The sequence below is a fragment of the Latilactobacillus sp. genome, from assembly GCF_033176295.1.
In the GTDB taxonomy this organism is placed as follows: Bacteria; Bacillota; Bacilli; order Lactobacillales; family Lactobacillaceae; genus Latilactobacillus; species Latilactobacillus sakei.
The window spans coordinates 45,471-61,801 of the sequence record NZ_JAMQEX010000012.1; the positions used below are offsets into that span (position 1 = coordinate 45,471).

Genomic DNA, 16,331 nt, shown 5'->3' on the forward strand with positions numbered 1-16,331 from the left:
CATCTTTCCTCTCTGACACTTATGCTTTATGCGCCTTGTTTGTGCCTTGCGCTTCAATTTCTTCTAATGTGTGACCCATTGTTTCAGGGACACAAGTTCTAATGAAGAGGACACCCAGTAAACAAATGACACCGAAAATGGCGAAGACCTCTTCTTGTGGCATGGATGCGATCATCATTGGGAAGAGTAACCCAACTAAGAATGAGCCAATCCAGTTGAATGATGAGGCTAAGCCAGATGCTTTACCCCGAATAGCTAGTGGGAAGATTTCACCGACTAAAACCCATGTCAGTGGTGCCCAAGTAAAGGCGTAAAAGGCCACATAGAGACATAAGAAAACGACAATCATCATTGGGTTAAAGTTGGGAATCAGTGCATTCATGATGGCTGGTAAAATAAATGACAAGCCCATCACGGTCCCACCAAGTGTTAACAACGTCCGCCGTTTAAACTTATCGGCGATGACTAAGAATAAAAGTGAACCTAAAACTAAGATGACCCCTTGAATAATCGGCCACATCAGTGCTGAACTAGCGGCTTTGCCCGTTGCCTTTTCCACAATCAATGGAATGTAGTAGAAAATGGCATTAGCGCCTTGGAATTGTTGAAATCCAGCAACCCCAATCCCCGCAATCACGAGATATCGATATTTACCACTTAAAAGCGTTTTCATTGAAGTGCTTTGTTGCACGTTACTTTCCATACCGGCCGTCGTCTGGATATTCGTTAATTCAGTTTCGACCTCGTCTTTTGAACGGATATAACCAAGGACTTGACGTGCTTCATCTAATCGATTGTGTTTCACCAAGAACCGTGGGGATTCTGGTAAACGTAAAACCCCGAAATACAAAATAATGGCTGGTACTGCGGCAAGGCCTAACATTAAGCGCCATGCTAACTGTTCAGGCAAACCTTTTAATAAATAATCCACAATGTAAGATAACAACATCCCTGAAACAATCATCGTTTGATTAATCCCAGTGAGTCGGCCTCTTAGTCTAGCTGGTGCCATTTCAGACATATATGCCGGTACTAACGCGGATGCTGCCCCGACTGCTAATCCTAAGAAAACACGGACGGCGATTAAGTAGACCTGTCCGTCGTTTGGCGAGAATGCTGATAGTAATGAGCCAATTGCAAAAATCAAAGATGATAACAAAATCATCTTCCGACGACCCCATTTATCTGATAGCTGCCCAGCTAGTGCGCCACCGAAAATGGCACCAAACATTACTGCCGATGTAATCCAGCCAACAACCCCAGCATTATTCTCTAAATGCCAGTCGTGTTGTAGAAAGGGTAACGCCCCCGTCATTACGCCAATATCGTAACCAAACAAGATCCCACCAAATGAGCCAAAGAAGTAAATGAAGCTACTTGGAATTTTTTTAGCCTGCGTCATGCTTTTTTCCTCCATCTTTTTTTAAGTCTATTTAACGTACTTTTTAAATGACCGTTTCACTTTATAAAACGGTTTCAACTTGTCGACAAATTCAGTCTATAACTTTCATTCGAATAAATCAATATGATTATTTTTGATTCGAATCAATATAAGTAAGCGTCATCATTTTAAACCGCATGTTATTAGGCTTTTGCTGTTATATAATTTTTTTAAATTAATTGACCACCATTTTATTTATTCGAATAATTATGGAAACTAAAAAGGGGCTATCGTCAGATAGCCCCTTTTGAGATACGTCCTTATTTAACTTTTCCGGCAGAGTTCCGTTTAATTAATGGTGGTTGGTATAGGATCGATTCAACCGGTTTATCCTGAATCATGTCTAAGACCATTTGGCCTGCATCCTCACCCATCTTCGTCTTATTATGGTTGAGTGTTGTCAGACTAGGACTAATATACCGTGACATTTGATAATCATCAAAACCAACGACTGAAATATCCGCCGGTACTTTTAAGCCTTTTGATTTCAGAAAATCAATAACCCGAATTGCGAGTTGATCATTGTAACAAACAATTGCCGTCGGTACTTCTGAACCTTGTAAATAATCCGCCACACGTTTCAATACTTTCTCGAAACTGTCGCCTGATTGATACATAATTAAATTACTCTTATACGCAATTGCAGGTTGTTGTTGGTAAGCTTGAATAAAGCCATTCATCCGGTGAACGCCTTGCAGATCCCCAACTTGGAAAATACCTAAAATTGCTTCATGACCGAGTTCAAAGAGGTAATTAACCATCTCTTTTTCCGCTTCTAAATCATCATTTGTAATGACGGGAAAATCCAATTCTGGGTAGGAAGCATTGATAAAGAGCGTTGGAATTTGATCGTCTTGAATCTCGTGGTATAAATCCATATTCGGATTTTTAAGCGCACTTTGTGTGGGTTCAATAATCAAACCAGCAACCTTATTATCAAGCATATTAATCAGACTCTTACGCTCTTTTTCATGATTATTATGCGTATTGCTAATCAGAATTGAATAGCCTTTTTCAGAAAGTACCCGATCAATACCTGAGATAATACTTGGGAAAATATAGTCCGCAATATGCGTTGTGATGATCCCAATGACCTTGCTATCAGCATCATTCGTCCATTCGCGATGCCAGTCTTGGACAAACATCCCCCCGCCTTGAATCCGATTGATGAAATGTTCTTCTTCTAAATCACCGACCGCTCGGCGAATGGTATACCGTGAAACATCGTATTGTGCCATCAATTCCGTTTCAGTTGGTAGTTTAGCGCCAATTGAATATTGACCCGAAATAATGGCTTCTTTTAGCGCTTCTTTTACTTTTTTAAATTTATTTTGCATGGCTTTACTCCACCAATCAATTTTAAATTGATTCGAAATTGATTGCTAATTGATGTGATTTTTAATAATTTATTTGAACACTTCTAGCATAGCAAAGTTTGTCTTATTTTCCAATCCGTAAACCCACTTTATTAAAAAAAGACGCTGCAGACAACATTCCTTTTGTCTACAGCGTCTTCTTATAATTATTTCTTCAAATTCAATCCTGCCGGTTGTTGGTCGGCTGGTGTGTTGTCTGCCAATACTTGATCATGCGCAACTGTTCCGGCGTAGATGTCGTCCGTTAAGACGTTGCGTCGGTGTTTGATAATCCGGTAAACATGTAACACTAGTACTGCCACGTTAATGGCAAGGGCCAGACCGTCATCAAAGCAGCGCTACTATGCGTACTTTGGACAGAGAATTGTGAGTCCGTCACAAAAGCGGGATAACTCATCGTAAACATCATCCAAAAAGCCAATGTTTGTGCACGTGCTTGTAACCAACTGCCTTTTTTCACAAAGAAAGCGGCTAACGTACATGAAATCAATAAAGCCGCGCCTGCGTAGAATGAGTGATCGCCAACACAGTTATAAACGTAGGCGAAGTTCCAAACATCATAGGCGATAATCCAAGGCCAAATTTGATCAGGCCAGATCATGTCTTTTTGTTTGTCGTGGCTGATGATAATCCCAAACCACCCTGAAATCGTGATGATATTGATGATTCCGGCAATCCCGTTCATAATGTTCCAAGCGCCACCATTCATGACAACGCCGTCCACTAAACCGTGTAAGCCAGCCACTTGGAAGTCACGGATAACGGCTTCCATAATGTTGAAGGCCAAGATAGCCGGTGGGAAAATCAATGCCCACTTATTGTGTTGCAATTTAGGACTAAAACGCAACGCCATAAAGCCTAAACATCCGGCCAACGCTGAGTAAACTTTAACCCAGTGGAACCATGTCCCAGTACTACTATCAGGTCCGGCCGTCGTTGGCCAAACAAAAATCGTTAAAATAATAGGTAGTCCAACAAATAATAATAATGCTACCCATTTGTTAGCCCGTGCGGCTTCGTTTAACAGCATTAAAGCTGCAACGACCCCAATCCAGACGAGCCAATCAATCCCCGCAATATTTTGAAATAACATATAAACCCCTCCTAGAAATAATAGCTGTTTCTATACTTCTACTGTAATCGGTTCCGTTGTTTTTCGATATGGTTATTCCGGGGTGTTTGTCCAAATTTAGCGATTATTATCCAGCACTTGTTGCAAAGTCCCATTTAGCATCCGGTGCATCCGCTGATAAAATTCAACTTTCGATTCTTGCAGGTTGGTCACCAACCATTGAATGATCTGCGTCGCGAGCGCCCAACCATAAAAGTTGGCCATTTCATCGCGCAAAGTCGGTGGGCAATCCGGTTGCAGGTCATCAACGACACCGGTGACCATGTTAAACGCAACGCGGTATAAAAAGCGGCCCAATAAATCGCGATTCAGGGAGTGAAATGTATTTAAACAAAAATGACGATTGGTTTCAATATAACGCAATAGCAGATCCAATCCTTTGGCCCAATCCTGTTCTTTTTGGTAGGCCGCCAGTTGGGAGACAATCTCGCGGTTATAAATCCACGCGACCAATTCATTAATATCGGCAAAATGGTAATAAAAGGTGTTGCGCGCGACGTTCGCCTGCTGCGTCAACTGATTGACAGTAATGTGATCGACCGGCGTCGTTGCCATTAGTAATTTCAGATTTTGGGCCAAATTTTGTTTGGTATCCATCTCAAATAACCTCCACTTGATAGTTACCTTTAGCATCCCATATCAACCAAGCGATTGCAATCCAGATTAGTGGTGAATCAGTTGCATGACCGACCGAGCGATTGGTTGGGCGATAAACGCTTCAACGATGAATGCCAAGGCAAAATTACGCGGCCATTTCGCGCCAAAATGGGTAATCGGCGCCATTGAAACCTGACCACTGCCAATCCAAGTGCCGATCACCGTTAGAAAAATGGACATTAAAAAGACGTTACACAACGCCGTAATTAACATCTGTGCTTGAAAGCTATCAGTTTTTGCCATGAGATGACTGGCCAAGTATTCGGCTGGCTTTTGGGTCAATACCACTAATACAACGACGGCCACCCAGATAAACGGAATCACTCGTAGCGTGGCTTGCCACATTTGCCACGAAAAACCAATCTCAAAGCCCGTGATCAACGGAGCAATTAGATTGACGGATAAAATTGAAATTACCGCGATAAACAGCAGTGTTTCCTTAAAGTTTTGTGGTAATCTTTTAACAAATAACATGAATATTCTCCTTAAATGGGCATAAAAAAAACAGCACAAAGTAGGGTATTCCTACTTTGTGCTGATCAATTATACGCACGTTTTTTTGATTAAGATTAATTGTAGCAAACTTTCAAAAACCGCGCTAATGTTATTTGCACTTTTCAGACGATTGTTTTATCGTAAAGCTATCATGATTTACGTAAAGGAGAATTGCAAATGACAGTCACAAACGATGCTGCTTTTACAGCAATGACCAACGGCGAATGGTACTTCGATTCAGAAGCAACGGTTCAGCAACGTAACGAAACACGCTTGGCGCTACAAAAGGCCGGCCAAATCTTAGATAATGCAACTCGGATGGCCACCATCCAAAAATTACTCGGCCACACTGGTAGCGACTTTTTCATCGAAACCGGTTTTGAATTTAGCTTCGGCCAAAATATTTCGGTTGGCGACCATTTTTACGGTAACCGCAACGTTTTAATCTGTGATGAAGGCCGCGTTACAATCGGCGATAGCTGTAAATTCGGCCCGGGTGTATCGCTTTTAACCCCTTATCACCCACTTGATCCAACAGAACGCGCCACTAAAAAAGAAATCTCTGGTGCCATTACGATTGGCAACCACGTCTGGCTAGGCGCTAACGTCACTGTCTTACCAGGTGTAAGCCTCGGCAATAACGTCGTTGTCGGCGCCGGCAGTGTCGTCACAAAATCATATCCAGATAACGTGATTTTGGTCGGCAATCCAGCACGCGTCTTGCGAGAAATTCCTGCTAAATAATAAAAAAGGACTGACAAATGTCAGTCCTTTTTTTAGGCTTCAATTGCATAGTATTCAATAATCGCTTTTAAGGCTGCTGCTGCTTTCGAATTGCCCACTAATTTCGTATAGTAAGCCACAAATCGTTCGTCCGCCACATACATCGCCGCTAAACCACGGTGCATAGCTAAACTATAGCGTGGTGTCGCCGTTTGCAGCCACGTTTGGTGGGCTTTAAATGCCGCTTGTGCTGCTTCTGACGGTAATTGCGGTTGCGCCAAGTAAGTTTGCAAGGCCGTCGTTAAGTTGGCCTCAGCGGCTTGCATCGTCGCATATTGTGCTTTGGTTAAACCCGCAAAATGTTGATCCGCCTCTTGCTTGGCTTGTTCACCATAATTTGCCGTCACTTCTTGCCCATAGCGTTGGTCATTTTCAGTGATTGCCTGGTGTTTGAACTGTTCAAATTTAGTTTGGTCTGTCATTTGAGAACCTCCAGTTTGATTTTGAAGGGTGGCATCTAGCTGCGCCAAAGTCGCCGTCAACACTGCTTGTTGCTTGGTGAGTTCATCCCGTTTAGCCGCTAAGTGTGTCAGCCGTTCTGCTGGCGATAACGCCAATAACTGCTGAATCTCTGCCAAGCTAAACTGTAATTGCCGGTACATCAAGATTAACTGCAGCCGATCCGCATCCTGACTCGAATAGCTTCGATAACCATTACTAGCAACCGCCGGCACCAGTAACCCGCGCTCGTGATAATAACGCAACGTACGCTCAGAAACACCGGTCAATTCAGCGAAAGCTTTAATCTGATAATTCATTGCCATCCCTCCTTCAAAACCCACTATAAGGCCTGACGTGGCGTGAGGGTCAAGCGCCAGTTATCATTTGTTGATTAATTTTTGCTCAACCAAGAAATCATGGGCCACATCGCGCGCTTTACGGTGTTTAACTTGAACCTGGTAGTTCATCTGTTGCATCTGATCTTCAGTAATCTTCCCGGCTAACTTATTGAGCGCTTTGACGACTTCTGGATGGGCCTTTTTGAAGCTCTCCTTCATAATCGGTGCGCCTTGATAAGGTGGGAAGAAATGCCGATCGTCTTTTAAAACGACTAGATTATAGCGCGCCACTTCCGCATCGGTGGTATACCCGTCGACCACATCGACCTTGCCATCCGCAATCGCTTTGTAGCGGATGCTAGGTTCCATAATTTTAGCGTCTAGTTGCAATTGATACGTCTTCTTCAAGCCTTGATAGCCATCTTTTTGATGATAAAAGTCTGGGTCAAAGCCGGCCGTAAACGATTGGTTCAAGGCCGCTAAATCCGAAATCGTTTTGACATTGTATTTCTTGGCAAAAGCCGCACTAACCGCCAGGTCGTAACCATTTTGATAGCGCATTGGTGGCAAGTATGCCATCTTGAATTGTTCTTGGAGCGATTTTTTAGCGAGTTGGTACGTTTTAGTTGGATTCTGGTTGGTCTTGGTTGGCGATTTCACCAACGTCTGTAAGACCGTACCCGTAAATTCTGGATAGATATCGATTTGATCGGCCTTCAATGCATTAAATAAGAAGGTCGTGCCACCAAAATTCGGTTTAACCGTCACATCATATTGCGGATGATCGGCCAAAATCAGGTCACGATACATATTCATCAAGATTTCGGGCTCACTACCTAACTTGCCGGCAATTGTGATTTTAGTTGGTGGTGCTTGGAACCGCGTCACACCTTCCACAAGGCCAAAAAGCCCCACAAAAATGGCCAAGCTAATCGTAATCTTTTTGAACGATAATGTACCTAACCAGCGAATCAGCGCGCTAACCACTAACGCCAAAACAGCCGAGAGCGTTGCCCCGACTACTAACAGGGCGTTATTATTCGACTGAATCCCAACCAGGATAAAGGTCCCTAGACCGCCCGCGCCAATCAGGGCCGCCAAAGTTGCCGTCCCAATAATCATCACCAGCGCAATCCGCAGACCCGAAATAATCAACGGCATCGCCAATGGTAGCTCGATGCGCAACAAACGCTTCGCACGTGGTAAGCCAAAAGCAATCTCCGCTTCTTTTAACGCCGGATCAATCCCGCTGAGTCCCGCGTATGTATTTTGAAAAATCGGCATCAATGCGTACAAGACTAACGTGATCACTGCCGGCACCGTGCCAATCCCCACTAGCGGAATCAATAATCCTAAGAGCGCCAACGACGGAATCGTCTGCAGAACACTTGTCACTTGTAACATCGCTTCGGCGAGTTTTTGGTGCGCGGTTAAAATAATCGCAAGCGGAATCCCAATGACCGCCGCAATTAAGAGCGCCAGTAATGAGATTTCCAGATGTTGGCCGAGCGCTTGCAATAATTCGCCCGATTGAGTCGTTAAAATCTGCTGAATCTGTTGAATCATCATTAAAGCCCCCGTTTCGCAATGAGCGTCGTTAAATCAGTCGTCGTCAATTGCCGTTGTGTTTGGTCATCAAGTGCCACGATGACCCCTTCAGGTTGCGCGATTAAGTCTTGGGCCAAGGCCTTGATGGATGCTGTCATGGTAATCGTTTCCGGTTGCCCGCTAACAACGGTCCCCAAATCAGCGGCCACTAAATCTTGCACCGTCAATGTCGTTGGTTGGCGTTCAATATCGAAAAATTCACGGACAAAGTCGTTTTTCGGTTGGTTAAAAATCGCTTCGGCCGTTCCAATTTGTTGAATACTACCCGCCCGCATCACCGCAATTTCATCCCCTAAACGCAGTGCTTCTTTCATGTCATGGGTCACAAAAACAACCGTATTATGCAATTGCTTTTGCAGATCCAATACGAGATCTTGCAATTGCGTGCGCGTCACAGGGTCGAGCGCACTAAACGGTTCATCCATTAAAATCACTTTCGGTTTGGTCGCCAGCGCCCGAATAATCCCAATTCGCTGTTGTTGGCCCCCAGAGAGTTCACTAGGATAGCGGTTGGCGTATTTATCTGGATCCAGATTAACCAGCGTTAACAGCTCCCGAGCGCGCTTTTGGCGATCAGCTTTAGACCACTCCAAAACTTCAAGTTGAATAGTAATATTTTCTTCGATTGTTAAATGCGGAAAAAGGGCGATATTTTGCAAAACATAGCCAATGTTAAGTCGGAGGGTCTGCAAATCCATTTGGTCAATTGGTTGACCATCAATTTTAATCGTCCCACTAGTTGGTTCAATCAACCGGTTGATCATTTTGACCGAGGTCGTTTTCCCGCTACCACTAGGGCCGACCAAGACAAATAGACCATTGTCTGGAATGGTTAATGTTAGACCATCTAACGCGCGGCTTTGCCCGTATTGTTTGGTGACACCTTCAAATTCAATCATGCGCTACTCCTTTTGCCACTTAACGATTTGTTAGTTCATTGTACCACTTAGAAGAAGGCCAACCAATTGACGTGCTTGGGCCCGTCAATCTTATTTTTTTGATTCACTTTTGCACTGTGCTACGATGAAGCCAAAGCAATCAATTGAGGAGGGTTTAATATGAAAACACATTTTGACACCATCGTGATCGGTGGCGGCCCTGGCGGCTTAGCGGCGGCTTATCGTTTGGCGGAACAGCAGTCCGTTTTAGTCGTCGAAAATGATTTATGGGGCGGCACCTGTCCCAATCGCGGCTGCGACCCTAAAAAGATGCTCTACTCGGCTGTTGAAGCCATCGACCACCAGCACACCCTGCAATCTAGTGGTTTAGTCGGTACCAGTTACATCAACTGGCCCCAACTCATGGCTTTCAAGCGCCAATACACCACTCAAATTCCGGACGGCACTTTAAACGGTCTGCAAAGCGCTGGCATTCGAACAGTAACCGGCACTGCTCACTTTATCGCCGACCACCACTTGCGCGTCGGTGAAACGGATTATACGGCCGACCACTTCATCATCGCAACCGGTCAGACCCCAACGCTCCCCGCAATTGAAGGACGCGATCTTTTACAGACCAGCAATCAATTTTTAGACCTGGATCACCTCCCTGCTAAAATAGCCTTCATCGGTGCCGGTTATATCGCCATCGAATTAGCGAATATCGCCGCCACAGCGGGCGCTGAAGTCCACATCATTCAACATAACAAGCGGATTTTACGCGATTTCCCAGAAGCCATGACAACTGAACTGATTACAAGCCTCCAAAATAAAGGCGTTCAGTTCCATTTTGAAACAACGGTGACCAAAGTATATGAGACAACAAAAAGCCTCGTGCTCAACAACGCAGGCGGTTTTACGCTGACCGTGGATGCTGCCTTTGCCGCACTTGGGCGTCACGCGAATATCGACGAACTCAACTTGCCGGCAGCGGACATTGCCACTGGCCACCACGGAATTCAAGTGGACGAGCACTTAGTCAGCAGTAACCCGCGGGTCTACGCTATTGGCGATGTCGTTGATCGGCCCCAGCCTAAATTGACGCCAGTCGCCGGCTTTGAAGGGCGCTATGTAGCCAATCAACTTCTCCAAACCAATTCAGACCCCATTGCGTATCCGCTCATTCCACACACGGTTTACGCTAGCCCCCAGATTTCACAAGCCGGTGTTTCTGTTCAAACGGCGCAAGAAAACCCCGACCAATATCGACTTAACCAACAAACAACCACTAATTGGTACACCTTCAATCGCATCAAGGAACCAAACGCCATCGTGACCACGATTTTTGACCGCCAAACCAACCAACTCGTCGGCGCGGCAGCCTACACCACGATTGCCGAAGAATTGATCAATTATTTGACGCCCCTCATTAAAAATCACACGACCGCGGCTGAACTCACCGATACAATCTACAACTACCCAAGTCCCGCCAGTGATTTGAAATATTACTACTAAAAAAGTGTTGAAGACCGATTGGGCCTTCAACACTTTTTTAAATAACATTTTCTTTTTTCGCTTTTCCCTGTAACCATAGATTAAAGGCCAGCACAATCACCAAGAGCACTGTCGCAATCAACATAATATTGTGTAAGCCTTGGTACATAATCGCGCGCATTGCCGGTAAGAGGTGCGCTGGCAATTCGTGCACGCGTTGGAGGTTGCTCAACTTGTTCATCATCGCCATCGTGATTTTCCCGTGTGATTTGGCAATCCCTTGCGTTAAAGCATGGTTCAAAATCACGCCGTAAATCGACGACATGAACGTTTGACTCAGAATCCGTAAGAGATAGGCAAAGGAGGTCGCAATGGGCACATCGCGCGTCTCAGCGTCTTCTTGGACACTAATTTGCAAGACGTTAAAGCTCATCCCAAGTCCGAACCCTTCAAAAGCGCCCATCAATAATAAAAACCAAAATGGTGCCCGATCGCCCATCATTAACATCCCACTAAAGGCGATTAAAAAAGCAACCGTCCCTAATGTTACCACGCGGTGTTTCCCTAAGCGCGGTTGAACTGCCGGCCCAGCCAGCGAACCAATCAAGTTGGTGACCGCGCCTGGAATTTGCGTCATCCCGCCGAGTAACGCACTCAAGCCTAATAACCCTTGCGCCCACATTGGAATATAGATGTTAAACGCGATAAATGCGCCCCATAAAACGACGAATAAGATAAAATCAGTCACCAATTGCGGATTTTTAAACAACCGGTTCGGTACGATTGGATCGGCCGCGCGATCTTCCACTCGGTATAAGACAACTAACAAGGCCAGACCTGCGACGATTAACCCAATAATCAAGGTCAATGAGCCGGTCCCAATCATTTGAATCCCGGTCAATAACGTCACCAAACTGGTAATCATAATGCCGGCGCCCAAGTAATCGACGCTACCACTTAGATGTGCCTTAGGTTGTTCTTTGAAGAAATAACGTACGCAGAGAATGGATACCAATGCGATTGGCACGTTGATGTAAAAGACCCAGTGCCAACTAAAGGTATCAACAATCCACCCACCAATCAATGGCCCGACAATCGAAGCCGCACTATAACTCGCGGTCGCGTACCCGATAACTTGCGCCCGCTTGCGCAAATCTTGGTATAAATCAGCATAAATGATGAATGGCAAGGTGTTCATCCCACCAGCGCCAATCCCCATAACGGTTCTAGCAATCAGGAAGAAAACGATGTTTCCAGAAACCGCCTGAAAAATTGAACTGACCGCAAACAATAACGTTGCCAATTGGTAGGCCCGTCGATTGCCGATGTGTTCACCCAACTTACTCCATAAAGGTGTGGCCACCGCCATCCCCAACAAGAAGACCGCCACAATCCAGCCCATATATTGAATCCCGTGCAAATCACTAATGATTGCTGGCAAGGCCGTATTGATGATTGTCCCATCAAGCCCCGCCATCATATTTGATAATAATAATGCCAGTGTTACTAAAAGTGTATTCTTCTTATTCACTATCAACTTACTCCGTATTTTCTGTTTTTACTTATTATAGTATAAGCTATCTCAATTAACGACCTTCCTTCAGCCGCTCAACCACTTTTATTATCATACACCTTCAAGTTGACTTGAAGGCAAACAAAAAAGGCCCCCTTTCAGAGTCCTTTTTCAATCGGCTACAATGCCGTGTGGGCTTCAATTATTTTCCGTTCCTTTTCAAAGCGCCAGTGACCGTTCATTCCGGAATAGTGCATTAATTGGCTGAGATGATAGCCTGCTGGTAAATTGCCTTCCAGAGCCTTATAAACCTTGCTGCCTAAAGCAATTAAGGTTGCTGATTGTGGAATACCAAGGTCCTTCAAGTGATCGAGTAAGGCTGTTACATTGGCCTGGTCCACCTTAACCTTGCTGGAGTCACTTTCTAATGACCCTTCCAAATCCGTGATGAAACCACCCCACGCAGCAGTACCGTAAGTAATGGCTGCTAATCGATAGTCACAACTTTTGCGATCACCGTGGAAGTTCCCGAATAATTCTGGTAATGGGCCCGCATCGCCCGGGTTCAACCCGATAAAGACGTATTGCACCGCACTCAATTTTTGATCTAAGGCTGCTTTATCAATGTCACTCGGGAAACCTGGTTCATAATTTTCTTTGAATAACGGTAAAATGGCTTCTTCCGGCGTTGCGTCATTCAGGTCGCTTGGAATTGACCAGTATAACCAACTATCAACGGCTGTATATTTTGTCATTTAGCATCACGCTCACTTTCTATGATAATTATAAAAAATGATTGCGACACAATATGTCACTTCGAACCGTTTTTGAGATTTCGGGTTAAAGATTTTCGCGCGCCGCTATCATCTGTTCGATAAATTGCGCAATAGTCTCAACTTCGGCTTCGGAGTAGTTGGCTAAAACAGCTTCATAGTTTTGGCGTTGCCGTTGATGTAATTGATGATGCAGCTCACCGATTTCTTGCCCGCGGGCCGTAATTCTTAGTACGACGGCTTTTTGATTCTCCGGCGTGTGAAATTTTTCAACCAACCGGTTCTTAGCGAGGCGCTGAATATAGCGCGATAACATTTCTTGCGATAATTCGGATTGCGCCTGTAACTGCTTAAACGGGATTGCTTCGCCCGCCTGTGCCAGTTGCGTCAAAATTGCCAATTCCGAATGCGTCAGTTTCTTGGCTTGGGCCATCATCTCCGGTGTATTGTTGGCCTGTAAATGCTGCAATAGCCAATCGCGCTCTGAATCTTGATCATTTTCAGCGTGTAATTTGGCGATCATTTCTTGGAGTTTTGTTAATTTAGACATTTTTAATTACCTGTAATATATCTGTTAACTTTTATTAATTTAGGATCTATACTAATTTTACATTACAGGTAATTAAAAAACAAGAATCTTTCATTTTTACAATTAACCGGGTCATTTTTACCCCAATCCATTACCGGTAATTAATCCTATAAAAAAAGAGGTTTTTAATATGAAAGCAGCAGTCGTAACAGATTTTAAACAAGATCCTAAATTTGATAACCAATTTCCAACACCAATTCTTAACCCAGATGAAGTCCTCATTAACGTGATTGCCTCATCCCTTTCCAATCGGGCGCGCTCCGGAGCAGCCGGCAGCCACTACACTTCAACGGACCAACTACCAATGATCCCCGGAGTCGATGGCATCGGCACTTTACCAACCGGCGAACAAGTTTATTTCGCCAGCGAAGGTACTTTTGCTGAACAAGTCGCCGTCAAAAAAGGCCACTGGGTAACAGTTCCCGATGGCCTTGATGCAATTAAATTAGCGGGCATGATGAATCCCGCGCTTTCTTCTTGGATGGCCCTAAACTACCGTGCCAATTTTAGTGCCGGTCAAAAAGTCATGATCCTGGGCGCTACCGGTAACGCCGGTATGATGGCCGTTCAGATTGCCAAACGCTTAGGCGCTTCAGAAATTATCGCCGTCGCCCTCAATACAGAGAAACTCAAGACACTGACCGACTTAGGCGCTACACAACTGGTCGATCTCTCTGCAGAACCCGCACAACGCAATGCTCAACTCGCTAAAGCCGGCAGTGACGTTGATATCGTCCTTGATTATCTTTGGGGCGACGTTGCAGCAAACGCCATGACCGCCATCATCCCCCACCGTCAAAATGCCGAACAACTTTTGCAATGGGTTGAAATCGGCTCATCTGCCGGCCAAACCGCACCCATTCCAGGGGCTGGCTTCCGCGCTGTCGCTTTAAGCTTAATTGGCTCCGGTCAGGGTTCAGTTGCGCCTATCGATATGATGAAATCCTTGAACGCCATTTTAACCGCTGAAAAAGAACAACCTTTTACTTTTACAACTCGGACACTGCCATTATCAGATGTTGAAGCTGGCTGGCACCTCCCTGGCAATGAACGCCTCGTTTTCACTATCTAGTCGGTCCCTCGCACCACAGCATCGCGCCGCATACGAATCCCGTATTCCGCCAAGCCAATTACAACCGCAATCGTCAACAGAATGAGGAGACTCTTCCAATCTTGTTTCAAGATTAATAAATCTCCAGCAAAAGCGTAAATAAAAGCAACGATCGTCGAACCGGCTAAACAAGCCCAGCTTTGTGCTTTAGCCGTTAAATGCGTATCACCGGCGGCTAGATTCACAAAAGCAGTTGGAATCATTGGTACTGCATAACCAATCAAGACGCCGACTGCCGGATGCCGCATTTTAACTAGCGCACGATAAACGCGTGAATCCGGCTTTTTGTGGCGGCGATCCCGCACTCTGGCCAATAACTGCACTTGCAGTAAATTCCCGAGCGTTAAACCAATCGCATTAACGACAAAGCCGCCCCAATGCCCCAGACAAACCCCGACGAGCATCGCAACCGCTGAAGTCGGCGCGCCAGGAATCACTGTCATCACGACCATCACTAAGCCAAACACCAAGAACGCATATGGCCCCAGATGACGAATATCCAACACATATTGCCGATAATCCTGCCACTGCGCTAAAAAAGCAATGACCGTCCTCTGATGGCGCCAACCAATCAATAAAACAATCAGCGCTAGTAAGATGATACTTACCGCCAGTATCAGCCGCTTTTGTTGGTGCGCCGTCATCCGATGACACCTTCTTTTAAGTAATGCTCAATCGTCGTCAAGACACCATCGTGATTATGATCCGCTAACGCAATGTTAGCGGATTGTTTTTTTATCGACTCATAGGCATTAGGCATCGCAAAACCCCACGGCGTCATCGTCAGCATCCCCAAATCATTTTCATTATCCCCAAAAGTCATCAATTCATCATCGGTAATTTGGTAACGCGTCTGTAATTGACGTAGACCGCTCACTTTATCCACACCAACATTACCAATCAACTCCGTTTGAAATCCCGAATTCTGACTCATCAAACCTGCCGGTAAGGAGCCCCGTAACTGCTGAACCGCCTGTGAATAATCAACATCCGGCCCAAACGTGATCCCGACTTTAGTAATTTGATCGTTGACTGAGCGCCCCGTCAACTGATCAAAATGATCGACCAACGTCACCGCATGGTAATACTGTTTAATGATTGCTAGTGTTTCAGGTGAAGCCTGCCGCGGCACATACGTTTGAGCCAACCCAGAAATTGTTTTTTGCACAATTATCCCCGCTGGAAAGCCCTTCGCAATTAACGCTAATAACGCTTGTAAATCATCATCAGCCAATGCGTCTACTCGCAGTAAATCATCACCATGATGCACAATCGCCCCATTTTGAGAAATGAAATCTAACGACTGACGATACGGATCAAATTGATTTTGCAGCCGTTGATATTGCGACCCACTAGCGACCACAAACTTAACTTGGCGTGCTTGTAACGCCTGAAAAACTCGCGCAAACCGCGCCTGATTATATTGATTATTCTGGTCCAAAAAAGTCCCATCCATATCAACAACGATCATTTTAACACCCATGATGAAAACCTCACTTTTATTCAAAGTCACTTATTCTAATCTCTTTAGTATAAACAATCATAGATAAACACAAAAGATGTATTTAAGTAATGATAAAAATACTACCATACTTAAGACAACAAAAAAGGCTGAACCCTAAGGTTCAACCTTTTTAATTTGCGTGGCAACGTCCTATCCTCGCAGGTAGTTTCCCACCAACTACTATCGGCGCTAAGAAGC

General features: G+C 45.0%; 15 protein-coding genes and 1 pseudogene. 3 read left to right on the forward strand and 13 right to left on the reverse strand.

Annotated features, from left to right (window positions below; all coding sequences use genetic code 11):
* Positions 1–19 precede the first annotated feature (19 nt).
* From NDN60_RS07020 to NDN60_RS07045, 5 genes and pseudogenes are all read right to left on the reverse strand, one after another.
* Positions 20–1,402, reverse strand: a complete 1,383-nt coding sequence (locus NDN60_RS07020; RefSeq protein ID WP_076631922.1) for a sugar porter family MFS transporter — start codon at positions 1,400–1,402, stop codon at positions 20–22.
* Positions 1,403–1,701: 299 nt separating this feature from the next.
* Positions 1,702–2,778 carry a GntR family transcriptional regulator gene (locus NDN60_RS07025; protein WP_011375541.1) on the reverse strand — a complete coding sequence of 359 codons (1,077 nt, stop codon included), beginning with the start codon at positions 2,776–2,778 and terminating at the stop codon, positions 1,702–1,704.
* 185 nt (positions 2,779–2,963) lie between these two features.
* Positions 2,964–3,910, reverse strand: a pseudogene (locus NDN60_RS07035) (DUF5692 family protein).
* Between the two features lie 96 nt (positions 3,911–4,006).
* Positions 4,007–4,546, reverse strand: a complete 540-nt coding sequence (locus NDN60_RS07040; protein ID WP_011375545.1) for a TetR/AcrR family transcriptional regulator — start codon at positions 4,544–4,546, stop codon at positions 4,007–4,009.
* A gap of 66 nt (positions 4,547–4,612) precedes the next feature.
* Positions 4,613–5,080, reverse strand: coding sequence for a hypothetical protein (locus NDN60_RS07045; RefSeq protein WP_011375546.1), 468 nt, complete (start codon positions 5,078–5,080; stop codon positions 4,613–4,615).
* A 198-nt stretch (positions 5,081–5,278) separates the two neighbouring features.
* Here NDN60_RS07045 and NDN60_RS07050 point away from each other — a divergent pair, with 198 nt between their 5' ends.
* Entirely contained in the window at positions 5,279–5,845 is a 567-nt protein-coding gene (locus NDN60_RS07050; RefSeq protein ID WP_011375547.1) for a sugar O-acetyltransferase, read from the forward strand.
* A gap of 32 nt (positions 5,846–5,877) precedes the next feature.
* Here NDN60_RS07050 and NDN60_RS07055 read toward each other — a convergent pair whose 3' ends face one another.
* From NDN60_RS07055 to NDN60_RS07065, 3 genes are all read right to left on the reverse strand, one after another.
* Positions 5,878–6,642, reverse strand: a complete 765-nt coding sequence (locus NDN60_RS07055) for a MerR family transcriptional regulator (RefSeq protein WP_056947011.1) — start codon at positions 6,640–6,642, stop codon at positions 5,878–5,880.
* A 63-nt stretch (positions 6,643–6,705) separates the two neighbouring features.
* Positions 6,706–8,229, reverse strand: a complete 1,524-nt coding sequence (locus tag NDN60_RS07060; RefSeq protein ID WP_172425600.1) for an ABC transporter permease/substrate-binding protein — start codon at positions 8,227–8,229, stop codon at positions 6,706–6,708.
* Between the two features lie 2 nt (positions 8,230–8,231).
* The gene (locus tag NDN60_RS07065; RefSeq protein WP_011375550.1) at positions 8,232–9,170 is read right to left on the reverse strand and encodes an ABC transporter ATP-binding protein; all 939 of its coding nucleotides are present in this window, start codon (positions 9,168–9,170) and stop codon (positions 8,232–8,234) included.
* A 159-nt stretch (positions 9,171–9,329) separates the two neighbouring features.
* Between NDN60_RS07065 and NDN60_RS07070 the strand changes: the two genes are divergently transcribed.
* Positions 9,330–10,664 (forward strand): dihydrolipoyl dehydrogenase family protein, encoded by a 1,335-nt coding sequence (locus NDN60_RS07070; RefSeq protein ID WP_056947021.1) that lies wholly within the window; start codon positions 9,330–9,332, stop codon positions 10,662–10,664.
* Positions 10,665–10,701: 37 nt separating this feature from the next.
* Here the strand turns inward: NDN60_RS07070 and NDN60_RS07075 are convergent, their stop codons facing one another.
* The 3 genes from NDN60_RS07075 to NDN60_RS07085 form a co-directional block, all read right to left on the reverse strand.
* The gene (locus NDN60_RS07075; protein WP_011375552.1) at positions 10,702–12,174 is read right to left on the reverse strand and encodes an MFS transporter; all 1,473 of its coding nucleotides are present in this window, start codon (positions 12,172–12,174) and stop codon (positions 10,702–10,704) included.
* Positions 12,175–12,335: 161 nt separating this feature from the next.
* Entirely contained in the window at positions 12,336–12,911 is a 576-nt protein-coding gene (locus NDN60_RS07080; protein WP_099947785.1) for a hypothetical protein, read from the reverse strand.
* Between the two features lie 85 nt (positions 12,912–12,996).
* Entirely contained in the window at positions 12,997–13,479 is a 483-nt protein-coding gene (locus NDN60_RS07085; RefSeq protein WP_099947786.1) for a MarR family transcriptional regulator, read from the reverse strand.
* Between the two features lie 169 nt (positions 13,480–13,648).
* On the opposite strand from NDN60_RS07085, the gene NDN60_RS07090 reads away from it, so the two are divergent.
* Positions 13,649–14,590, forward strand: a complete 942-nt coding sequence (locus NDN60_RS07090; RefSeq protein ID WP_099947523.1) for a quinone oxidoreductase family protein — start codon at positions 13,649–13,651, stop codon at positions 14,588–14,590.
* Here the strand turns inward: NDN60_RS07090 and NDN60_RS07095 are convergent.
* Together NDN60_RS07095 and NDN60_RS07100 are read right to left on the reverse strand one after the other, a co-directional pair.
* Complete coding sequence (locus NDN60_RS07095; RefSeq protein ID WP_099947524.1) at positions 14,587–15,273, reverse strand: TVP38/TMEM64 family protein; 687 nt, start codon at positions 15,271–15,273, stop codon at positions 14,587–14,589. The two genes, NDN60_RS07090 and NDN60_RS07095, sit on opposite strands and share 4 nt — an antisense overlap.
* Positions 15,270–16,112 (reverse strand): HAD-IIB family hydrolase, encoded by an 843-nt coding sequence (locus tag NDN60_RS07100; protein WP_056947023.1) that lies wholly within the window; start codon positions 16,110–16,112, stop codon positions 15,270–15,272. Before NDN60_RS07100 ends, NDN60_RS07095 begins: the two co-directional genes overlap by 4 nt.
* Positions 16,113–16,331: the final 219 nt, after the last annotated feature.